The sequence below is a fragment of the Streptomyces sp. NPDC001787 genome (genome assembly GCF_040297465.1).
GTDB lineage: Bacteria > Actinomycetota > Actinomycetes > Streptomycetales > Streptomycetaceae > Streptomyces.
The window spans coordinates 99,588-121,159 of record NZ_JBEOZE010000022.1 but is presented as its reverse complement, the minus strand read 5'-3'; the positions used below and the strand labels follow the sequence as shown (position 1 = coordinate 121,159).

17 protein-coding genes are annotated in these 21,572 nt (G+C 70.8%); all 17 read left to right on the top strand.

The window, feature by feature from the left end:
* Window positions 1-24 precede the first annotated feature (24 nt).
* The 17 genes from ABT170_RS27025 (at window position 25) to ABT170_RS26945 (ending at window position 21,544) form a co-directional block, all read left to right on the top strand.
* Window positions 25-1,986, top strand: coding sequence for a transketolase family protein (locus ABT170_RS27025; protein ID WP_351871566.1), 1,962 nt, complete (start codon window positions 25-27; stop codon window positions 1,984-1,986).
* Window positions 1,962-2,636 carry an RraA family protein gene (locus tag ABT170_RS27020; protein WP_351871563.1) on the top strand — a complete coding sequence of 225 codons (675 nt, stop codon included), beginning with the start codon at window positions 1,962-1,964 and terminating at the stop codon, window positions 2,634-2,636. The genes ABT170_RS27025 and ABT170_RS27020 overlap by 25 nt, the downstream gene beginning before the upstream one ends.
* Window positions 2,636-3,526 (top strand): dTDP-4-dehydrorhamnose reductase, encoded by an 891-nt coding sequence (rfbD, locus tag ABT170_RS27015; protein ID WP_329944453.1) that lies wholly within the window; start codon window positions 2,636-2,638, stop codon window positions 3,524-3,526. Before ABT170_RS27020 ends, rfbD begins: the two co-directional genes overlap by 1 nt.
* Window positions 3,526-4,170: an HAD family hydrolase gene (locus ABT170_RS27010; RefSeq protein WP_329944454.1), complete on the top strand. Its 645-nt coding sequence runs from the start codon at window positions 3,526-3,528 to the stop codon at window positions 4,168-4,170. Before rfbD ends, ABT170_RS27010 begins: the two co-directional genes overlap by 1 nt.
* Window position 4,171: 1 nt before the next feature.
* The gene (lat, locus tag ABT170_RS27005; RefSeq protein WP_329944455.1) at window positions 4,172-5,455 is read left to right on the top strand and encodes an L-lysine 6-transaminase; all 1,284 of its coding nucleotides are present in this window, start codon (window positions 4,172-4,174) and stop codon (window positions 5,453-5,455) included.
* Window positions 5,456-5,650: 195 nt separating this feature from the next.
* Entirely contained in the window at window positions 5,651-5,866 is a 216-nt protein-coding gene (locus ABT170_RS27000; protein WP_329944456.1) for an MbtH family protein, read from the top strand.
* 584 nt (window positions 5,867-6,450) lie between these two features.
* Window positions 6,451-9,216: a helix-turn-helix transcriptional regulator gene (locus ABT170_RS26995; RefSeq protein WP_351871558.1), complete on the top strand. Its 2,766-nt coding sequence runs from the start codon at window positions 6,451-6,453 to the stop codon at window positions 9,214-9,216.
* A gap of 221 nt (window positions 9,217-9,437) precedes the next feature.
* On the top strand, window positions 9,438-12,491 hold the full coding sequence (locus tag ABT170_RS26990; RefSeq protein ID WP_351871555.1) for an AfsR/SARP family transcriptional regulator: 3,054 nt from the start codon (window positions 9,438-9,440) through the stop codon (window positions 12,489-12,491).
* Window positions 12,492-12,791: 300 nt separating this feature from the next.
* Window positions 12,792-13,121 carry a hydroxyisourate hydrolase gene (locus ABT170_RS26985; protein ID WP_351871552.1) on the top strand — a complete coding sequence of 110 codons (330 nt, stop codon included), beginning with the start codon at window positions 12,792-12,794 and terminating at the stop codon, window positions 13,119-13,121.
* Between the two features lie 857 nt (window positions 13,122-13,978).
* A complete protein-coding gene (gene uraH / locus ABT170_RS26980; protein ID WP_329944461.1) occupies window positions 13,979-14,341 on the top strand; it encodes a hydroxyisourate hydrolase in 363 nt (120 codons plus the stop codon).
* A gap of 467 nt (window positions 14,342-14,808) precedes the next feature.
* Window positions 14,809-15,798 (top strand): helix-turn-helix domain-containing protein, encoded by a 990-nt coding sequence (locus ABT170_RS26975; protein WP_329944462.1) that lies wholly within the window; start codon window positions 14,809-14,811, stop codon window positions 15,796-15,798.
* A gap of 509 nt (window positions 15,799-16,307) precedes the next feature.
* Window positions 16,308-17,102 carry a 2-keto-4-pentenoate hydratase gene (locus ABT170_RS26970; protein WP_329944463.1) on the top strand — a complete coding sequence of 265 codons (795 nt, stop codon included), beginning with the start codon at window positions 16,308-16,310 and terminating at the stop codon, window positions 17,100-17,102.
* Window positions 17,103-17,154: 52 nt separating this feature from the next.
* Window positions 17,155-18,048, top strand: coding sequence for an acetaldehyde dehydrogenase (acetylating) (locus ABT170_RS26965; protein WP_329944464.1), 894 nt, complete (start codon window positions 17,155-17,157; stop codon window positions 18,046-18,048).
* Window positions 18,045-19,082: a 4-hydroxy-2-oxovalerate aldolase gene (gene dmpG / locus ABT170_RS26960; RefSeq protein ID WP_329944465.1), complete on the top strand. Its 1,038-nt coding sequence runs from the start codon at window positions 18,045-18,047 to the stop codon at window positions 19,080-19,082. The genes ABT170_RS26965 and dmpG overlap by 4 nt, the downstream gene beginning before the upstream one ends.
* 59 nt (window positions 19,083-19,141) lie before the next feature.
* Window positions 19,142-19,372, top strand: coding sequence for an acyl carrier protein (locus tag ABT170_RS26955; RefSeq protein WP_329944466.1), 231 nt, complete (start codon window positions 19,142-19,144; stop codon window positions 19,370-19,372).
* Window positions 19,373-19,439: 67 nt separating this feature from the next.
* Window positions 19,440-20,567 (top strand): histidinol-phosphate transaminase, encoded by a 1,128-nt coding sequence (locus ABT170_RS26950; protein WP_351871545.1) that lies wholly within the window; start codon window positions 19,440-19,442, stop codon window positions 20,565-20,567.
* On the top strand, window positions 20,564-21,544 hold the full coding sequence (locus ABT170_RS26945) for an LnmK family bifunctional acyltransferase/decarboxylase (RefSeq protein WP_351871542.1): 981 nt from the start codon (window positions 20,564-20,566) through the stop codon (window positions 21,542-21,544). Before ABT170_RS26950 ends, ABT170_RS26945 begins: the two co-directional genes overlap by 4 nt.
* Window positions 21,545-21,572 lie beyond the last annotated feature (28 nt).

Sequence of the window (21,572 nt, the reverse complement as noted above, 5' to 3'; positions counted from 1 at the left end):
TCGACCCATCCACGAGGAGAAGCCATGGACAGCTCCTTGGCCTGGATACCGCGCACCGAGTTCGAGCGCGTCCTGGGCCATGTCGACGATCCGTACGAAAGGGCCCTCGCCTTCGCGGCGATGTCCCGGATCAACACCCTCTACATGATCGCGCGCGCCGGGTCGGGACACATCGGTTCCAGCTTCAGCGCCGCCGACGTGGTCAGCTGGCTGTTGCTGGAGGAGCTCGACCAGCCGTTCGAAGAAACCGGCGACGTGTACTTCTCGTCGAAGGGACACGACGCGCCCGGACTGTACGCCGCGATGATCGCGCTCGGACGGCTGGACGAGGACCTCCTGCACCGGCTGCGGCGGATCGACGGGCTGCCCGGTCACCCTGACGTCGGCACCCCGGGAATGCCCTTCAACACCGGTTCCCTCGGTATGGGCATCTCCAAGGCGAAGGGCCTGATCCTCGCCCATCGCCTGGCCGGCCGGGTCTCCCGGGTGGTGGTGATGACCGGGGACGGTGAACTGCAGGAGGGCCAGAACTGGGAGGCGCTGCCCGGCGCCGCGCGGTACGGGATGGGTGAGCTGACCGTGGTGGTCGACCACAACCGCCTGCAGTCCGACACGTTCGTCAGCGACGTCAGCGACCTCGGCGACCTGCCGGGCAAGTTCACCGCCGCGGGCTGGGGCGTGCTGCGCTGCGACGGGCACGATCCCCGGCAGCTGGAGAAGGCGTTCACCCGCCGCGCCGAGGACCACCCGGAGCAGCCCGTGGTCATCATCGCGGAAACGGTGAAGGGCGGCGGATGCCCCACGTTCGCCGCGACCTCGATGGAACCCGGCGAATGGCGCTACCGTCACCACAGCGGCGCGCCGAGCCCGCAGGACTACCGCTCCGCGTACCTGGAGCTGACCGGCACCGCAGACGGGATCCTCCGCAGGCACGGCCTGCCGCCCCTCCGGCCGGTCGGGCTGACACCGGACCGGCCCGTGAAACCGGCCGGGGTGCGGCTGCCCGAGCTGTACGGCCGGCTTCTCACCGAGGCGGCGCACGACGATCCGCGGATCGTCGCGCTGGACGGCGACCTGGTGCTCGACACCGGCCTGATCCCGTTCCGCGAGGCCCACCCGGACCGCTTCGTCGAATGCGGCATCGCCGAGCAGGACATGGTCTCGATGGCGGGCGGACTGGCGGCCGGCGGTCTGCGGCCGTTCGTGCACTCGTTCTCCTGCTTCCTGCACGCGCGGCCCAACGAGCACATCTACAACAACGCCACCGAGCGGCGGCCGGTGGTGTACGTCGGCTCGCTCGCCGGACTGCTGCCCGCCGGGCCCGGACACTCGCACCAGGCGGTCCGTGACGTGTCGGCGCTGAGCGCCGTTCCCGGTCTGACCATCCTGGAACCGTCCCACCCGGCCCAGCTGGCCGCCGCCCTGCACTACTGCCGGTCCACCCCGGACAGCGTCTATCTGCGGCTGTCCAGCCAGCCGGTCCCCGGCGAACTGGCGGATCTGCCGCCCGCGCCCCTGGTGACCGGCCGGGGACAGGTACTCCGCGCCGGCGGCCGGGCGGTCGCGTTCGGCGCCGGTCCGGTGGTCCTCGCGCAACTGCTGGGCGCCGCCGGCCTGCTCGCCGCACAGGGCATCGAGCTGACGGTGGTGGACCTGCCCTGGCACAACCGGGTCGACCCGGTGTGGCTCGGCGAACTGCTGACCGGCGTCCGGCAGGTGTTCGTGGTCGAGCACCAGTACAGCAGCGGTGGCCAGGCCGACCTGATCGCCCGGCAGCTGCTGGAGACGGGCGCCTGGGACGGAGCCTCCTTCCGCGGCGTCGGCCTCACGGACGTACCGCGCTGCGGCACCGACGCGGAAGTGCTCGCCGCGCACGGCATGGACGCATCGCACCTGGCGCACCTGATCGCTGCGGACGTCCTGGACCGCACCCGCACCACCCAACCGACGGGAGACACACCGTGGAAACTGTCCGCAACGAACTGAACCGCCCACCCCAGGAGATCGTCGAGGCCTTCCGCGCGGTGCTCGCCGAGTACAGCCCGAGCTGCCTGGTCACCGACGCCCGGCGGCGGGTCGGCGCGATCGGCGGGCTGCTGCCGGTGAAGCACCACCACAAGATCGCCGGGCCGGCGCTCACCGTCAACCTCTCGATCGACGACCTGGTCGACTGCATGCCGGTACTGACCCGGGCACAGCCGGGCGACGTGATCGTGGTGGCCTGCCACGGCACCACCCGCACCGCGATGTGGGGCGGCCTGATGTCCACCCTGTCACGGCAGATCGGTCTGGCCGCAGGCATCGTCGACGGCGCCATCCGCGACGTCGACGAGATCCGCGACCTGGACTTCCCGGTCTGGTACCGCAGCACCGTCCCGAGGCCCTCCCCGACCGCCGTGCACGACCGCACCGAGCCGGTCCAGGTGAACGTGCCGGTGGTGATCGACGGTCAGGTGATCAACCCCGGGGACATCCTGGTCGCCGACGAGAACGGCATCGCCGTCGTACCGAAGGACGAGGCCGAGACCGTGCTCGCCCGTACGAGGATGAACATCGAGAGGGAGCGGGTGATCCGCGAGAAGATCGGCTCCGGCCTGTCGGTCGCCGAACTGATCGCCGAGTTCGGACACCTGTGATGCGCGTCTACCTCACCGGCGCGGACGGGATGCTGGGCACCGCGCTGCGGCAGGAGCTCGCGAGCCGGCCGGAGACCGCCGACTGGCCCGTCCTCGGGGTGTCCCTCTCCGACTTCGACATAGGCGACGAGACCGCCGTCCGGGACTCGATCGCCGATTTCGGCCCCGACGTGGTGGTGCACACCGCCGCGAACGCGGTGGTGGACTCCTGCGAACGGGACCCGGCGCTGGCCCTGCGCGTCAACGTGGGCGGGACCCATCACGTCGCGGAAGCCTGCCGACGGCACGGCAGCCGGCTGATCTACATCTCCAGCGACTACGTGTTCGACGGCCGGGCCCCCGGGCCGGCCGGGTACAACGAGGAGGACGTACCCGCCCCGGTCAGCGTGTACGGCCTGAGCAAACTGGCCGGCGAGCGGATCGTCGAGTCCGTGCCCGACCACCTCGTGGTGCGCACGTCCTGGCTGTACGGCGGTACCGACCCCCGCCTGGACCAGGTGCTCGCCGCCGCGCGGGAGTTCCTCGACGGCGGCCGGCCGCGGCTGATCGACGACCAGTTCAGCAGCCCGACCTACGTCCCCGACCTGGCGTCCGCGCTCGTCCGGCTGCTGCCCGGCGCACTGGCGGTCCGCGGTCTGCTGCACATCGCCAACCGGGGCCGGGCGAGCTGGTACCAGGTGGGTATGGCACTCGCCGAACGTCTCGGCACCGCGCACCCGGTGCCGATGTCCATGGCGGACGCCGGTTTCGTCGGCGGCCGGCCGCGCGACTCACGCCTGGACAGCACCCGCGCGGCCGCCTTCGTACACGCGATGCCCCACTGGAGCGACGCCCTCTCCCGGTACTGCGCCCGGCTCGCCGCCGTCGACCGAGGACCGGTGAACCACTGATGCCCAAGCCGTTCCTGCTGCTGGACTTCGACGGTGTGGTGTGCGACACCGAACGGGCCGCGCTGCTGGCCTGGCAGGACCTCTACGACCGGCTCGGGGCGCCCCTGAGCGGCGAGGTGCGGGCCAGGATGCTCGGCAACTCGGCCGGAGCTAGGGTCGCCCTGGCCGACCTGGCCGAGCGGCTGGGCCGGCCGGTCGGGGACGGCGAGTGGGCCTGGCAGCGGCAGCGGCGGTCCGCCCGGTGCGCCGCCGCGCCGGTCCGGCCCGGTGTGGAGCGGCTGCTGCGCACCGCCGAGGGTGCCGCGATCGTGTCCAGCAGCCCGACCGCCTGGGTGGAGGAACACCTGCGGCGGCTCGGGCTGCGGGACCGCTTCGTCTTCCTCGTGACCGGCGACGACACCGACCGGCACAAGCCGGAACCGGACCTGTACCTGCTCGGGCTGGAACGCGCAGGGGTGGGCGCCGACGACGCGTTGGCCGTCGAGGACTCCCCGCGAGGGGTCCGCGCCGCCCGCGCCGCCGGTCTACGCTGCGTGGCGGTGCCCTGGGAGCCGGCCGGGGCAGCCGGCCTGGCCGGTGCCGACGCCGTGCTGTCCAGCCTGGACGAGCTGGACTTGCGGCACTATCAGCGCAACGAGGTGTGACATGGAGATCACGGCGGACAACGCCCTGGACGAACTGTCCCGGCATGTCCTGATGGACGGTCTGGACCTCGTACTGGACCTGGAACGCAGCCGCGGCAGCACGCTGGTCGACGCGCGCGGCGGCGAGGAGTATCTGGACCTGCTCACGTTCTACGGTTCGTTGCCCCTGGGCATGAACCACCCCGGTATGGCCGATGACCCGACGTTCCTGGCCGAACTCACCCGGGCCGCGCTGCACAAGGTGACCAACTCCGACATCTACACCGCGCAGTACGCACGGTTCACGGCGACGTTCAGCCGGGTGCTCGGCGACCCGGATCTGCCGCACCTGTTCTTCATCGACGGCGGCGCCCTGGCCGTGGAGAACGCGCTGAAGGTGGCCTTCGACTGGCGGGCCCAGCGACCGCGGACCGACCCGACGGCACCCCTCGAAGTCCTGCACATGGAGAACGCCTTCCACGGGCGCAGCGGCTACACACTGAGCCTGACGAACACCTCGCCGACGGTGACCGAGCGGTACCCGGTGTGGACATGGCCCCGCGTACCGGCACCCGGGCCCGGCGGCGAACGGGAGGCGGTCGAGGCCGCGCGACGGCACCTGGCCGAGCGCGGCGACCGCATCGCCTGCTTCGTCGCCGAGCCGATCCAGGGAGCCGGCGGCGACCGGCATCTCAGCAGGGAGTTCCTGCTGCGCATGCAGGACCTCTGCCATCAGTACGACGTGCTGTTCGTGCTCGACGAGGTGCAGACCGGTTGCGGCATGTCCGGCGCGCCGTGGACCTATCAGCGGCTCGGGCTCGCACCGGACGTGGTGGCCTTCGGCAAGAAGACCCAGGTGTGCGGTCTGATGGCGGGCGGCCGGGTGGACCAGGTGCCCGAGGGAGCGCTGGCCGTGCCGGACCGGCTCGGCTCCACCTGGGGCGGCAACACGGTGGACATGGTGCGGGCCACCCGGATCCTGGAGATCATCGAACGGGACGGCCTGGTCGACGCGGCCGAGACCAAGGGCGGACATCTGGGCCGTCTGCTCGCCGGCCTGGCCGCGGCCCACCCGGCGCTGGTGCGCGACGTGCGTGGCCTGGGCCTGATGTGGGCGTTCGACCTGCCGGACCCGGAACTGCGCAATGAGGTCCTGGACCGCCTGCGCCGCGGTCACCGGGTGCTGCTGCTGCCCGGCGGGGCGTGCGCCGTACGCTTCCGCCCGGCACTGACCATCGGGCTCGACGACCTGGACAGGGCGGTCGCCGCGGTGGACGCGGTCCTCACCTCGGTGAGTGCGCGGTGAACACCGTGCTCCGTGGACGCGTCGCCCGGCGGAGGGGTGCCCCGCGCCGTCGGACCGGGGCGGCTCCGACCCGGTCCGGCATCGGCTTCCCGCCGGGCGAAGTAGGGGTTGTCAGAAGGTTGTGGTGCGGCGAAAATACGGGCAGCAATACGGGCAGCTTTGTATTTCGGTGACAATGGAGGAGTGCGAGGGCTCATGAGTAATCCGTTCGAGGACGAGAATGCCTCATACTGCGTTCTGGTCAATGCGGAGGAGCAGTATTCCTTGTGGCCGGATTTCGCGGAGGTCCCGGCCGGCTGGACCGTCGTCCTGCCGAGCACGACCCGGCAGGCGTGCCTGGACTACGTGAACGAGCACTGGGTCGACATGCGCCCCAAGAGCCTTGTCGAAGCGATGAGTCAGGCCGACTGACGCACCGCCCCCGGAGCAGCCAGGGATCATGTCGCGAGGCGGCGTGATCCCTGGCTGTGTTCCGTGGTGCGGGCGAGGAAGAATTGAATGGATAATCCGCACCCGCTTCGGGTGCCTCGAATTCCTCGGGTACTCCCCGGCGCCGTCACCGGTTCACCATCGGGATTCTCTCGTTTCCGCATCGCGGGGCACGGACGGTGCCTGCCGCAGCCGATAGCGCGCTGATAGCCGGTCGATGAGCCGGGCGGGAAGCATGGGCCGCGCCGGTCGCAGGAACGCCCGGCAGCCGCCGCGGCGCATCGACGGGGGCACGCTGCGAAGACGCAAGCACTGATGGCGCGGCACACGTATGCGACCTGAAGGAGGCTGTCCCGTAATCCCCGGCGGGCGCGCGACGACAGCCACCGCACCTCGCGGTGTTGCCGGAACGTCCGCGTGCATCCAGTGTGCGGACGTCCCCCTGCCGTGCGACGCACCGCGTCCGACGCCGCGCGCTGACCCGCCAGCGATCACGGGACAGCCTCTGCCGCCTGGCCGAGGAATGGTTTTCCCTCTTTCTCACTGACCCATGGGAGGAGTTCGCGGTGGAACTGGTGGAGCGCGAAGCACCGTTGGCACTACTGACCTTGCTGGCCGAACAGGCGCGGGACGGACACGGATGCGCCGCGCTGGTCTCCGGACCGGTGGCGGCGGGCAAGAGCGTGCTGGTGCACAACTTCGCCGATTGTGCCCCGGGCCTGGGAATGCTCCCGTTGTCCGCGCTGGGATCCGAGGACGAGCGGCACCTGCCCCTGGGAGTGGTACGGCAGTTGGTCGACGACGCGCCGCTGGACTCCCAGGACCGGGCGCGGGCCGTCGCGCTGATCGAGGACGGCGTGCGCGCCGCCCGGTGCCGGGGCACCGGGGCGCAGGTGGACGACGGCATCGTGCACGGGCTCTGCACCGTTCTGCTGGAACTGGCCGAACGCCGCCCGCTGTACATCGCCGTCGACGACGTGGAGCAGGCCGACCAGGCTTCGCTGACGTGTCTGGCGTATCTGACGCGGCGGCTGAAGAGCGCCCGGGTGCTCGCGGTGTTCACGCACAGCGGGCACGGGTGCGACACCGAGTTCCGCTTCGGGGCGGACCTGCTGCGACAGCCCAACTGCCACCGCGTCGAGGTGACGCAGCTCTCCCCGGCAGGCGTGCGGCAGTTGGTCGCCCAGCACCTGGGCGAGGTGACCGCCGATGAGCGGTCCGCCGACTGGCACGCCTACAGCGGGGGCAACCCGCTGCTGGTCGAAGCGCTGGTCCGCGACCACCTCGGTGGTGACGAGGCGGGTCCGCGCTACCGCGAGGCCGTACTGTCCTGCCTGCGCCGCGTCCGCCCGGACACGGTCCGGGTGCTGAGCGGCTACGTGGTGCTCGGCGAACTGGACAACCTGGACAGCCTGGTGGGGCTGAGCCCGGCCCGGACCACGGAGGCGGTACACGCGCTGATCGCCGGCGGACTGCTCACCATGGACGGCTTCCGGCACGGGGCGGCCCGCGACGCGGTGGTCGGCTCGATCGACTCCGAGGAGCTCGCCCGGCTGCACGTCCGGGCGGCGGTCCTCGCCCACGAGCGCGGTGCCGGCACCGCGGTGGTCGCCGACCACCTGCTGCACGCCGGTGCGCCGGCCGACGGCGGCGCGCTGGAGGAGCCGTGGGCGCTGCCGGCACTGGAGGACGCCGCGGCGCACGCCCTGCGGGACGGCGCGGCCGGCCGCGCCGTGGACTGCCTCCGGCTCGCCCGGCTGGTCTGCACGGACCCGCTCCGGCGGGCACGCATCACCGCCGCTCTGATCCGGGCCGAGTGGAGCATCAACCCCGGTGTGTCCAGCGGCCGGCTCGGCGAGCTCGTCGAGGCGATGCGAAAGGGCTGCCTGCGTGGTGCCGACGCGCTCACGCTGGTCCGGGCGCTGCTCTGGCACGGCCGTTTCGAACAGGCCCAGGAGGTGCTCGGTCACCTGGCCGCCTCCGGGCAGGCGATGGACCCGGAGACGGCCACCGAGCTGCAGATCACCCGGCGTCGGCTGCGGCACACCTATCCGTCGTTCCTGGCCGCTCTCGGCCCGCGGTCCGGCGCCGGACGTCCCCCCACGCACTCGGTGAGCGCCGACCGCCGGCTGCAGGCGGTGTCCGCGCTGGCCGCCGTACTCGGAGAGGGTTCCCATCCGGAGGCCGTCGGTGTGGCGCAGCGGGTGCTCCACGGCACCCGGCCGGACGAGTTGTCCACCGAGACCGTCGAAAGCTCCCTCCTCGCCCTCGCGTACAGCGGGCGGGCCGAGCGCGCGGCAGCCTGGTGCGATCTGTTCCTGGACCGGATGCAGGCACGGCACACACCGGGCAGACAGGCGAGACTCGGCGCGGTACGGGCCGAGATCGCCCTGCGCCGGGGTGACCTCACCGACGCCCTGCGGTACGCGAGTGACGCGCTGGCCACCCTGCCGGCGATCAGCTGGGGTGTCACCGTCGGCGCGCCGCTGAGCACGCTGATCCTGGCCACCACCGCGATGGGCCGCTACGACGAGGCACAGGCCTACCTGGACCACCGGGTTCCGGAGGCGATGTTCGAGACCCGCTACGGCATGCACTACCACTACGCGCGGGCGCGGTTCGGGCTCGCCACCGGCCATCTGGAGATGGCCCTGGAGGATCTGCGCCGGTGCGGTGCCAAACTGTGCCAGTGGGGAATGGACACACCCGGCCTGATTCCGTGGCGTACCGACGTCGCCGAGGTGTATCTGGGGCTGGGGCGTCCGGACGACGCCAGGCGGATACTCGAGGAGCAGTCGGCCAAGTTCGCCGTCATGCCGAACCGGGTCCGCGGCACCGCGACCCGGGTCCTGGCCGGGGCCGGCGCTCCGGCGCACCGGCCGACGCTGCTGCGCCGGGCGGCGGAACTGCTGCAGTCCGACGACGGCGACCGGTACGAACTCGCCCTGGCCTTCGCCGATCTGGCCCGCGCCTACCGGACCCTGGGTGAGTTCCGGCGTGCCGCGGCGGCCGAGCGCCGCGCGGTCATCGTGGCCGCCGACTGTCACGCCGAAGCGCTGGTCCGGGGCCTGGCGGTGGAGAGCGCCACCGCGCTGCCGGCACTGGCCGACGGCGGTGACGGGCTCACCGAGGCGGAGCGCCGCGTGGCCGCGATGGCCGCGGTCGGCTGTTCCAACCGGGAGATCGCCGAGGGTCTGCACGTCACGGTCAGCACGGTCGAGCAGCATCTGACCCGCACCTACCGAAAGCTGCGTATCAGCCGGCGCGCGGACCTGCCCTCCCTGCTGGGCGGACCGGCGATGGTGGACCTCACCGACGCGCGGCGACGGTGACCGGACCGCCGAACCGGCTTCCCTCCGCGGCCGAAATCCCGCCAATTCGGCCCGGTCGCCTTCTCGGCGCCCGTGGGTGAATCCGCGCATTTCTTCCCGTCACTGAATCTCCGGTCACTTCAGTGACACCGTTCACTGGATAGACCCGATCGAGTCAGGTAGATATGATGTTGGTGCGTAGCTGACCGGCGGGAACTGTGTCGTGGATGTGAAGGACGGTCATGCGCTTTCGTCTATTAGGGCCGTTGGAAGTGGTCGGCCCTGGTGGCCCAGCGCTGATCACCGCCGAGCGTCAGCGAATTGTCCTGGCGGTTCTGCTGCTGGAGCCCAATCGGATCGTTCCGATGGATCGGCTGGTCGACGCGGTCTGGGGCGCTTCTCCGCCACCCACCGCACGCGCCCAGATCCAGATCTGTGTCTCCATGGTCCGCGCCAGCATGGCGAAGGTCGGTCTGCCCGATGTCATCCAGACCAGGTCACCCGGCTACCTCGCCGAGGTCGGGGATGACGAGCTGGACCTCCATGCCTTCGAGCGGGCCGCTTCGGCCGGACGTGCCGCGGAGGAGGCCGGCCGCTTCGACGAGGCGGCGTCCGCCTTCGAAACCGCGCTCGGGCTCTGGCGCGGGTCCTCGTGCTTCGGCGGTGGCATCACCAGCACGGCGCTTCAGGCTCCGGCCGCGCGGCTGGACGAGCAGCGGCTCGCCGTCGTGGAGCAGTGGGTGGACGCGCGGCTGGCCCTCGGCCTGCACCAGCGGCTCGTGGCGAGGCTGATCGACCTGGTCATGCAGAACCCGCTGCGTGAACGCCTCCGCGCCCAGCTCATGGTGGCGCTGTCCCGGTCGGGCCGCAAGGCCGAGGCGCTCGAGGTCTACCGGCGTGGCCGGCGCGAGCTGATCGACGAACTCGGCATCGAGCCGGGGGAGGAGCTCCGCCGGCTGCAGGAGTCGATTCTGTCCGGGCGGCTGGACGGCGCGCAGCCGGTGAGTACGCCGCCCGCATCGCCCTCGGTACCGGCGACGCCCGCGGCCCCCGAAGCGGCGCCGGCACCGGCGCCGGCCGCGTCCTTCGCCGGGCCGCCGGCGGTGCCCCGGCTGCTGCCCGGCACGATTGCCGATTTCACCGGACGCGACGACCTGCTCGCCAGGCTCGAAGCGGCGCTGGAAGAAGCCACGGAGACGCCGTACGCCCTGCGGATCGTCTCGATCACCGGCAGAGGAGGCGTCGGCAAGAGCACCCTCGCGGTACATCTCGGACACTCCCTGGCGAATCGATACCCCGACGGCCAGATGTTCGCCAAGCTGAGAGGACCCTCGGCCCAGCCGATCCTGCCGACACGTATCCTCGAACGCTTTCTGCGCAGCCTGGGGGTACGGGGCTCGGCCATGCCGTCGAGCATCGAGGAACGGGCGGAACTGTTCCGGAACCTCGTCGCCGACCGGCGTATGCTCATCGTCCTCGACGACGCGATCGACGAGGAACAGGTGCGCTGGCTGTTACCCGGATCGTCCAACTGCCCGGTTCTGATCACGAGCCGGTCCCGGCTGGCCGGTCTGGAGGGCACGAGTTCCGTCCAGGTCGATGTGTTCTCCACCGAACAGGCGTTACAGCTGCTCAGCCGGATCCTCGGCACCGAGCGGATCCACAGTGAACTCTCCAGCGCCCTGCACCTGATAAAGCTGTGCGGCAATCTCGCGCTGGCGCTGCGGATCGTGGCGGCGCGGCTGGCCGCCCGGCCGCACTGGCCCCTGAGCAAGATGGTGGCCCGGCTCCGTGACGAACGCCAGCGGCTGGATGAACTGACCCACGGCGGGGTCGGCGTCCGGGCGGGTCTGGCGATGGCCTATCAGGGCCTGCCCGCCGACGCGCAGCGTCTGTTCCGGCGTCTGTCGATGCTGGAGGCGGCGGAGTTCTCCAGCTGGGTCGCGGCGCCCTTGCTCGACGTCGCCGCGGCGGAGGCCGAGGACACCCTGGAGTTCCTCGTGGACGCCCAGCTCGTCGATGTCGAGGTGGTGAGGGGCAGCCGCCCCCGCTATCGCCTGCACGACCTGGTCCGGGTCTACTCCCAGGAGTGCCTGGCCCAGTACGAGAGCACCGCCGAGCGGTCGGCCGTGCTCGGCCGGGTGCTGAGTACGTGGCTGTTCCTGGTCGAGGAGGCGCACCGGCGGGCCTACGGCGGGGACCACACGCTGATCCACGGGAACGCGCCGCGCCTGGCACTCGACCGTTCGGTCATCGACCGGGAACTCGGCGATCCGCTGGGGTGGTTCGAGGGGGAGCGGACCTGTCTGATCACGGCGGTCAGACAGGCCGCCGCCGCGGGCCTCGACGAGCTCTGCTGGGATCTGGCGCTGACGCTGGTCACGCTGTTCGAGATGTACGGCTACTTCGACGACTGGCGCACGACGCACGAGATCGCGCTCGCGGCCACGCAGCGCAACGACAACCGGCGTGGTCAGGCGGCGATGCTCTACTCGCTCGGCACCCTGCACATGTTCCAGTACAGGCTGGACGAGGCGCGGGGCCGCCTGGGGCTCGCCGGTGAACTGTTCCGTCAGGTCGGCGACGTGCACGGTGAAGCGCTGGCCCTGCGCAATCTCGCGTTCGTCGACCGCGTCCAGGGCCGCCTCGACGAGGCGATGGCGGGCTACGAGAAGGCACTGGCCATGCTCTCCGAGGTGAACGACCCGACCGCCGAGGCGCATGTGCTGAGCAACATCGCGCAGATCCATTTGGACCGCGGCCTGGTCGCGGAGGGGAAACGCACCATGACGGCCGGTCTGGCCGCGGTGGAGCGCTCGGGCAACCGGCGGGTGCGCGCGCAGATTCTGTGCCGCCTGGGCGAGGCGCATCTGCAGATCGACGAGGTGGCCGAGGCCGAGCGCGTGTTCGCACGGGCTCTGGAGACCGTACGTTCGGTCGGGGACCCGGTGGGCGAGTGCTACGCGCTGCGCGGTCTGGCCGTCGTCCGGTCGCGCCGGGGAAGTCACGGCGCGGCCTACGAGATGCTGGAACAGGCCATGGTGATCGCTTCCCGGGCCCATGAGCACCTGGCCATCGGACGGATCCAGCTCTCGCTCGGTGAGGTGGCCGCGGACAGGGGCAGCCATGAACGCGCCAAGGAGCACCTCGCCTCGGCACTGGACATCTTCGGGCGGATGCGGGCCACCAAGTGGCAGAATCAGACCTTGCGCCTCCTGAGCGACGTCCGCGCGGCCTCCGACGGCGTGGCCCCGGACAACGCGGCCGCTGCCTACGCGCGGGCGAGCCCGGGCTGATGCCGGGCCTCGGAGCGGCCGGCGGCAGACCCGTCCGCCGCCGTCCCCGGGTCCGGCAGCCGGACCCGGGGACCCGGCACCGGAACCGGCCAAACTGGAAACGGAACTCCGGTGTCCCTTCCGGCCGCGTGGCACGATGCCCACCTCGGCGGGAGGCTCCGTCCGGACAGCGGATGCCGGGCGGTGGGATTGAAGGACCGAACCGTCGCGGCGGCGGCGGCGGACGGGGCTGATGTTCGCAGACGGGACGCATCCGGTGTTCCGTCCCACAAAGGATGCAATCGATGAGGCCGGTGTTACGTGAAGCTCGGAGTGTGTGTCTCTGATGGAACCAATGGGCGGCCCGTCGACGGGCTGATGATCCGCATCGAACGGCCTGGCCTGGACGAGTGGCAGACCGTGTGGCACGGGCTGACCGGGAGGGACGGGAGGCTGGATCGTCCATCCCTCCCGGAGGACACCCCCGGGCCGTTCCGGCTGGTCCTGGAGAGCGACCGGTATTTCGCGACGCTCGGGAGACGGCCGTTCTACAGTCACATCGTGGTCGCGTTCGCCGAGTGGGAGACGGATCAGGAGATCCCGATCGTGATCGCTCCCTACGGATACGCGGTGTGCGCCGTCGGCCAGTAGCCATGGCGCACGAATGACGAACGAGGCCGGGAGCCCCCACCCCGGTCATCTCCCCCGCGGTGGCGCGGACGCGTGACGTCCGGCGGTTCGCCGCCGGCGCGGACGGAACCCGTGCCCACGTCGACGGGGCAGCGGCGGGCGAAGGCGATCCCTGTCCCGCACACCTCGCCGAGCGCGGCGCCCGCCGGGTCGCCGACCACGCCGACCTGCGACGACCGTGGCCCCACGAGTGGGTTTCGCCCTCCAACACCCCCTGCTTAAGGGCTGTCCCGCAATTCCTGGCGGGCGCACGACGACAGCCACGGCACCTCGCCGCGTTGTCGAAACGCCCGAATACATCCAGTATGCGGGCGCCTCTCCGCCTTGCGATGCACCGCATCCGACGCCGCGCGCTGATCCACCAGGAATTGTGGGACAGCCCTTAGCGAGTACTTAGCGTTCCAGTAGGAGGACGAAAAGGGAACTCACTAGAACTGGAGGAGTCCACCCGGACCTCCGGGACACGAGTTTCCGCATGGGAGATCGCTATGTTGGCTCTGCCGTACAACCTGGCCGAATTCGCCGGCGTCCACGTCCTGGACGACACCATCTGGGGCTGACTTTCCGCCACTCGGCAGGCGGTCGTCGCCGGAGCCGGCGCGGGCCGCCCACCACACGGCGCGGGGGAAGGGCCGGACGGAGTGCCATGAAGGGCGCTCCCCGGCCCCGGTGGTGATTCGGCTCGGGCGAGGAACACCCCGGACCGCATTCGGCCGGCGAGCGCCTTCACGTACTTATGACGCAGGATGTGATGCGGTGTTGATGGCATGTGAGGAGCGGACGGTGAACGGCCTGCGCCGACCGGGAGGTGACGGCACATGAGCATCTCGGTCCGGGTCATCGATTCCACCAGTGGCTGTCCGGTCGAGGATCTGGTCGTCACCCTGCACGCCCGGGAGCACGGCGCATGGCCGGCCGTGGCCCGGTCGCGGACCGACAGCGCGGGGAAGATCGCTTCGCTGTCCGACGAGGCCCTGCCCCACGGGTCCTACCGGCTGGTCTTCGAAACCGGTGAGTACTTCGCCGAGCGGGCGGTCGACAGCCTGTACGGGGAGGTCATCGTCTCGCTCCACTACCAGGGTGACCCGGGCCACCTGCACGTTCCGTTGCTGTTGAGCCCGTTCTCGTACACCACCTACCGGGGGCTCGTCCCCAGGACAGCGGCGGCCGAGAAGGTGTGAGAGGGGGCGGGCGACGTGCGCGTGCCGGAGTCCGCCGGTCCCTGTGTCACCGGCCGTGCTCCGCCCGCGGGCGACCGCGACGGCACGGCGGACCGTCGAAGCGCGACGGTGCGACGACGCCCTGGGCCTGAACCGGCCCCACCCTCCGCGGGACGTGTGCGCCTGCCGGTGCGCAGGGAAGCACACAGGCGAACCTGCCGCAGGGCCCACCCTCTTCCGCATGCGACCCGCACATCACAGCGGCCCGTTCGAACAACTCCACAATGCCTTCGTCCGACCTGGACGGCCCGGCCGTCGCCCTCGTCCCCTTCGCCGTCGCACCGGCGCTCACCTGTCCTCGCGGGATCGGCGCGGGGCGCGGACGGGCGAAGGCTCGCAGTGAAGGCGCCCGCGGACACGGCCCAGGGGCACCGCAAGCAGAAGGGGTGGAACAGTTGTCTGACGCATCGCAGTCGACGATTCACACAGTGCCGGTCGAATCCCTGCTGCCGGCGGACTCGCCGCGTCTGGAGGGTCTGAGCGAGGGCCACGCGCTGGCACTGGCAGGGAGCGGGACCGAGTTCGAACCGATCCTCGTGCACCGGGACACGGGACGCGTGGTCGACGGCATGCACCGGCTCCGCGCCGCGACCCTGCGCGGAGAACACCACATCACGGTCCGCTATGTCGAGGGCGCGTCGGCCGATCTGTTCATCCGGTCGGTGCAGGCCAACATCAGCCACGGCCTTCCCCTGACACTCGGGGACCGCAAGGCGGCGGTCCTGCGCATCCTCGCGACCCACCCCCACTGGTCGGACCGGGCCATCGCCGCCGTCACAGGGGTGTCGCCGAAGACGGTAGGGGCAGTACGGGGGAGATGTTCGACCGAGGAACCTCCTCAGTCGAATCCCCCGGTCCCACGCGTGGGCAGGGACGGCCGGGCGCGCCCGACGGACATGCCGGAGCGGCGGGAGAAGGCCCGGTCCCTGCTGACGGAGCGGCCTCGCGCGACCCTGCGCGAAGTGGCCCAGGAGGCCGGTGTCTCCGTCAGTACGGCGCACCGCCTGCGGCAGGAACTGAGGTCCTGCACGGCCGCGGGCGAATCGGACGAGCGGACACCGGCCGCCGCTGACACGCACGAGGACTCGGCGTGCCTCCCCTCGCTCGTGGTCGCGGCCCCTCAGCGCTGTTCCGTCCCGGTGTCCCTCCCGGCCCCGGTGGAGCCCTCCCCGCGGGCAACGGCGCGCATCCGGGTACGGGCCATGGACGTTCTCTCCAACGATCCCTCGATCCGCTTCACCGACAGTGGCCGCGCTCTCCTGCGCTGGCTCAACGGCCAGGCCCACGGGCTGGCGGCGGGCGAGCAGCTGCTGGCCGCCGTTCCACCGCACTGCGCGCGGGCCCTTACCGAAGTGGTGAGCCACTACGCCAGGGAGTGGGAACGGCTGGCCGCCGGGCTGCAGAGACCGAACCGGTGAACGGCTCCCGGCGAGCGGTCCGGTGGGACCACCCCCGGAGCGCCGCCGACCGCTGCGCCACGGCATCGGCGCGCATTTCCCGGGACGGTCGGCGGACATGGGAAACGCTCGGTGACGAAGCTCACGTTTGATGCGCGGATCGCATCCGCTTGGTCCCATTTGAGTGGGGACAGGGTGGCGAATATGCCCAATGACCGGACTCGTGCGCATGGGTGAAACCTTCTGCGGCGCTCACTTCGTGGCTACGGTGAGACGCGAAACGAGGGGGCAGGCATCGAGCCCCGGGCTTCGCGGCCGTGCTCCCCTCGCCCGGATCCGTTCTGCTGATCCGAGTGATGCGGTCCGCACGTCAGGGACCTCGTGTTTCCCGGGTACCGGTGGCGGTCCGTCAGAGGCGGACCCCGATGTCATCGGTGACGTCGACGCGTCGGAGCACGGGACGGCCCGCGTCACGAACAGGTGACCGGCGGGCCCATGCGGCAGGTGCGATGTGTTCTGACAGGAGCAGAGTGAACATCTCGGTGGACGATGTCAGAGTCAAGGCCAAGGCCCTTTACGAGTCACGTGCGACGGGCCGTCCCATCCCTCCCTTCACCGACGAGCATCCGGCGCTGGACATGCACGACGGATACGCCATCCAGCGCGAACTGGTCGGCATGCTCACAGCGGCCGGCGACAGCGTCGTCGGCTACAAGGCGGGGCTCACCTCCGCCCCGATGCAGGAGCTGTTCGGTGTCAGCACCCCGGACTACGGACCGGTGCTGGGCTCGACCGTGTTCGAGAACGGAGCCACCACGCCGAGCGGCTCGTTCATAGCGCCCAAGGTCGAGGCGGAGATCGTCTTCCGGCTCGGAACGTCCCTCAAGGGGCCCGGTGTCACCGTGGCCGCGGCACGGGAGGCGATCTCCGAGGTCATGGCGGGGCTGGAGATCGTCGATTCCCGGATCGAGGGCTGGCGGATCCGGCTCGCGGACACCATCGCCGACCTCGCGTCGAACGGCGCGGTGGTGCTCGGCCCTCCGGCCGCACTGCCCGAGGACTGCGATGTGCGCCTCGTCGGTATGGCCTTCTCCCGCAACGGCGAACTCGTGGCGACCGGAGCCGGTGCCGCCGCCCTGGGGGATCCGGTCGCGGTGGTCGCCTGGCTGGCGAATGTGCTCGGCGAGCACGGTGTGACGCTCGAAGCGGGTCAGCTGATCATGACGGGCGCCCTTCACGCCGCCGTCGCGATGCGTCCGGGCGACAGCTTCGTGGCCGAGTTCGACCGGCTGGGCACCGTCACCCTTCACGTGGGCGACGCGTAGACCACCGGCGCGCCCCAAGGTGAATCTCCAGCGAGGGAAGGGCAATGCAGCCATGAAGCGAAACGGGCGCCTGCCCGTGGCCGTCCTCGGCGCCGGTCTCATCGGAGTCGATCTGGCAGAGAAGATCATGCGTTCGGAGTTCCTCGACTGCGGTCTGGTCGTGGGACGCGACGAGAAGACGCCCGGCCTGCGGCAGGCGGCCGAACTCGGTCTCGCCATCGGTACGCGCGGCATCGAGTCCCTCCTGGACGCCCCGCAGCCGTTCGCCATCGTGTTCGACGCGACCAACGCCATGGCCCATGCCGAGCACGCGGAACGCCTGGGTCTGTCGGGTACGAAACTCGTGGACCTGACACCGAGCAAGGTGGGGCGGATGGTGATTCCGAGCGTGAACGGGGCGGAGGTCCTGAGCTGCGACGACATCAACATGATCAGCTGCGGCGGCCAGGCGTCGATACCGGTCCTGCACGCGATCACCCAGGGACACAGGGTCGAGTACGTCGAGGTCGTCACGACGGCCGCCAGCGCGAGTGTCGGGCGCTCCACCCGGCTCAATCTCGACGAGTACGTCGAGACCACCCAGGACGCGGTGCGTGACTTCACCGGCGTCAAGGACGTCAAGGCGATCCTCAACGTCAGTCCGGCCAGGCCGCCGGCGACCTTCCGGGTGGCCATGTCGATGCTGGGGGAGGGGTTCGGCTCGGCCTCGGTGAACGCGGCCGTGACGGCCGCGGCCGAGCAGGTCCGCTCCTTCGCCAAGGGGTACCGGATCACCGCCTGCGTCGTGGAGGAGAACAAGGTGTTCGTCGCCGCGGAGGTCACTTCGTCCGGCGGACGCATCCCCCGGTACGCGGGCAACCTCGACATCATCAACTCCGCCGCGGTCCATGTCGCCGAACAGTGCGCGGCGGCCGGCCGGGCGAGCACGGGTACGGAGGCGTCATGAGCGCAGCAGCATCCCCCGGCGGCGCCGGAAAGCCGGTGCTCATCTACGACGCGTCCCTGCGCGACGGCCATCACGCCGTCCGCCACCAGCTGGACCGTGAACAACTGCGGGCCTACGCGCGGGCGGCGGACGCCGCCGGCGTCCCCCTGGTCGAAGTGGGGCACGGCAACGGCCTGGGAGCCTCCTCCCTCCAGGTCGGGCAGGCCCGGCTCGGCGACGACGAGATGCTCTCGATCGTGCGGGAGTCCCTGCGCGACAGCAGGATGGCCGTCTTCATGCTGCCGGGATGGGGCACGACCGCGGACCTCGAACGGGCCATCGCCCACCAGGTGGACGTGGTGCGGATCGGCACCCACTGCACCGAGGGAGACCTCGCCGAACGGCATCTGGGCTTCCTCCGCGAGCAAGGGGTCCAGGCCCAGGCCGTTCTTCTGATGAGTCACATGGCGAGTCCCGAACGGCTGGCGCGTGAATGCGCCCGGCTGGTGGAGTTCGGCGCCGACGCGGTGGGCATCATGGACTCCTCCGGCCACTATCTGCCGGCCGACGTCACGGAGCGCGTCGCCGCCATGCGCGAAGCCGTCGAGGTGCCGGTGATGTTCCACGCCCACAACAATCTCGGGATGGCGGTCGCGAACTCGATCGCCGCCGCGGAAGCGGGTGCGGACATCCTGGACGCCTGCGCCCGGGGGTTCGGAGCGGGCGCGGGGAACACCCAGCTGGAGGTCCTGGTGCCCGTGCTGGAACGGATGGGCTTCTCGACGGGAATCGATCTGTACGGTCTGCTCGACGCGGCCGACATCGCCGAGCGCGAACTCATGCCGGCCCCACCCACCATCGACTCGGTGAGTGTCGTCAGCGGGCTGGCCGGAGTGTTCTCCGGGTTCAAGAACCGGGTCCTGGACATCTCGCGGCGTGAGGATGTCGATCCGCGCGACGTCTTCTTCGAACTGGGCAAGAGGCAGGCCGTGGCGGGTCAGGAGGACCTCATCGTCGAGGTGGCCCTCGGCCTGAAGGCGGCTCGTGGTGCGTGAGAGCCGCGAGCCCGCGGCTTTCGGTCGGGTGAGGACAGCGAGCGAGGGAAGAGCCAGTCGTGTACGACGTACTCAAGGACATCCTGGTCGGCGAACTGCACGTACGCGAGGAGGATGTCGTGCCCACGGCCACCCGTGAGGAGGTCGGGCTCGACTCCCTCGCGGTGCTGGAACTCGCCGGCGCGCTGAACGAGCGGCTCGGCATCGAGGTCCACGACTACGAGCTGCTGGACGCCGCCACCCTCGCCGACGTGGCCCGTCTGATGGCGGAACGGCGGCCGGGAGGCTGAGCCCCACAGTCGATTCGGGCGCCGTTCGCACCACTGGGCGCGCGGCGTCCTCTCCACCGGGAGTCCCATGTCTCATCCACCGCTGCGCGCGGTTCTCGAAACCGTCGCCTCCTACAAGCCGTCCGAAGGTGTCCACGGACCGACGGCACGAACGCGCCCGCTGTCGGCGAACGAGTCGCCGCACACTCCTCTTCCCGGCATCGTCGAGGCGATCGAGGAGGCCGGTTCCACGGTGAACCGCTATCCGGACCCCGGCTGCGGAGCGCTGACAGGAGCCCTCGCCCGGTCCCACGGGATCGCGGAGGACCGGATCGTGGTCGGTGCCGGTTCCGTCGCCCTCCTGCAGACCCTGTTCCAGTCGATCGCCGATCCCGGCGCCGAAGCCGTGTACGCCTGGCCGTCGTTCGAGGTCTACCCCACGCTCGCCGCCCTGGCCGGCGTGGAGTCCGTACAGGTGCCGCTGGACGGCGAGGCCCATGACCTGCGGGCCATGACCGCCCGGATCTCCTCGCGGACCAGGCTCGTCATCATCTGCAACCCCAACAACCCGACGGGCACGGCCATCGGCCACGAGGAACTCCGGGAGTTCGTCGAGGCCGTGCCGCCGACCTGCCTGGTGGCCGTGGACGAGGCCTACCACGAGTACGTCCGCGGCCCGGAGGTGACCAGTGCCCTGGGGCTGTGCGCGGCGCATCCGAACCTGGTCGTGCTGCGCACGTTCTCGAAGGCGTACGGACTGGCCGGACTGCGGACCGGATATCTGGTGGGGGACGCCCGTGTCGTCGAGCGGCTGCGCAAGGCATGTCTCCCCTACGCGGTGAACACCGTCGCGCAACGGGCGGCCGTCGCGGCCCTCGGACTTGAGGAGCAACTGCTGCGGCGCGTCGACAGCACGGTCGCCGAACGCACTCGCGTACGTGACGCCCTGGTGCGCCGCGGCTGGGAGATCCCGGACAGCCAGGCGAACTTTCTCTGGCTGCGACTGGGCCGGAACGCCGCCGGCTTCGGCGCGTGGTGTGCCGGCAGGGACATCGCGGTACGGGCGTTCCCGGACGTGGGCGTACGTGTGTCGATCGGTTCCGCCGAGGACAACGACCGGTTCCTCGCCGCGGCCGAGGAGTGGCGCTCCGCGAGGCGGACGGCAGCGGCCGGAGCCGGCCGGACGCGTCAGGCACGAAAGAAGGCGGAAGCATGACCACTCTTGACACCCCACGAGGTGCTCAGGCCGCGGACGACGCCGGGGTCTCCCGTCATGTGGTCGTCGCGCCGGGCATGTGCAGCGGCGGTTCCACGGTGTTCGGCCGGATCGGGGACTGGACCTGGGAGGTGGTGAGCGAGTCGTGCCGGATCAACGTACACGCGGCCCGGACCGCCGGGGGAGACCCCGCCTACCTGTCCTTCTACTACTTCCATGTGCGCGGCGGCGACGTCGTCCATCCCCACGGGCTCACCTTCGGCGACGAACTCCGGGTGGACTCCAGGGCCTTCCAGTTCGGCAGCCAGTCGGTCATCACCCTGCACCGGCTGGCCCCCGCCGGACTGGAACTGCCGGACGGACCACTGGACCCGGCGGAGGTGTACGAACACCCGCACCCGCACTGCCTCTACGCGGAGAACTTCAACCGGTGGATCGCCCGCGGCACCGCGGGCAGCAACCGGGGTCTGGCTCAGGTGACACCCCCGGACTTCGGCTACCAGGATCTGGCGCCGCTTCCGAACGCCTACTCCCCCCGGTCCCTCGTGGGCCGGGCGCGGGCCACCGGAAGCTTCCACCCGGCGGGCCCGCCCGGGTTCCAGGAGGCCGGGCAGCCCCGGACCTTCACATACGCCCTGGACGTCGTGCGCGACCTCAACGGCGCCGGACTGATGTACTTCGCCTCGTACTTCTCCGTCTTCGACACGATGCTGCTGCGTCTGTGGCGGTCGCTGGGACGGACGGACGAACAGTTCCTGCGGCGCAGGGTGATCGACCAGAAGATCGGCTACTTCGGCAACGCCGACCCCGGCACGGTCTTCGAGGTCACCGTACGCAGGTGGCGGAGCACCGGCTCGTCGGACGTCGAGGTGGCCGACATGGCCCTGCGCGACACGGCGACCGGACAGCTGATAGCCGTCACCGCGATCGAGATCGGGATCGAGGCGGCGGGCGTCCGCACCTCGGACGGCGGGTGAGGTCACGGCCTGCGGCCGCCCGCCCGCA

What these genes read in the sequence shown, in the direction of transcription:
- ABT170_RS27025 (WP_351871566.1), top strand. Translation starts at nt 25, where the DNA reads ATGGACAGCTCCTTGGCCTGGATACCGCGCACCGAGTTCGAGCGCGTC.
- rfbD (WP_329944453.1), top strand. Translation starts at nt 2,636, where the DNA reads ATGCGCGTCTACCTCACCGGCGCGGACGGGATGCTGGGCACCGCGCTG.
- ABT170_RS27010 (WP_329944454.1), top strand. Translation starts at nt 3,526, where the DNA reads ATGCCCAAGCCGTTCCTGCTGCTGGACTTCGACGGTGTGGTGTGCGAC.
- lat (WP_329944455.1), top strand. Translation starts at nt 4,172, where the DNA reads ATGGAGATCACGGCGGACAACGCCCTGGACGAACTGTCCCGGCATGTC.
- ABT170_RS27000 (WP_329944456.1), top strand. Translation starts at nt 5,651, where the DNA reads ATGAGTAATCCGTTCGAGGACGAGAATGCCTCATACTGCGTTCTGGTC.
- ABT170_RS26990 (WP_351871555.1), top strand. Translation starts at nt 9,438, where the DNA reads ATGCGCTTTCGTCTATTAGGGCCGTTGGAAGTGGTCGGCCCTGGTGGC.
- uraH (WP_329944461.1), top strand. Translation starts at nt 13,979, where the DNA reads ATGAGCATCTCGGTCCGGGTCATCGATTCCACCAGTGGCTGTCCGGTC.
- ABT170_RS26965 (WP_329944464.1), top strand. Translation starts at nt 17,155, where the DNA reads ATGAAGCGAAACGGGCGCCTGCCCGTGGCCGTCCTCGGCGCCGGTCTC.
- dmpG (WP_329944465.1), top strand. Translation starts at nt 18,045, where the DNA reads ATGAGCGCAGCAGCATCCCCCGGCGGCGCCGGAAAGCCGGTGCTCATC.
- ABT170_RS26950 (WP_351871545.1), top strand. Translation starts at nt 19,440, where the DNA reads ATGTCTCATCCACCGCTGCGCGCGGTTCTCGAAACCGTCGCCTCCTAC.
- ABT170_RS26945 (WP_351871542.1), top strand. Translation starts at nt 20,564, where the DNA reads ATGACCACTCTTGACACCCCACGAGGTGCTCAGGCCGCGGACGACGCC.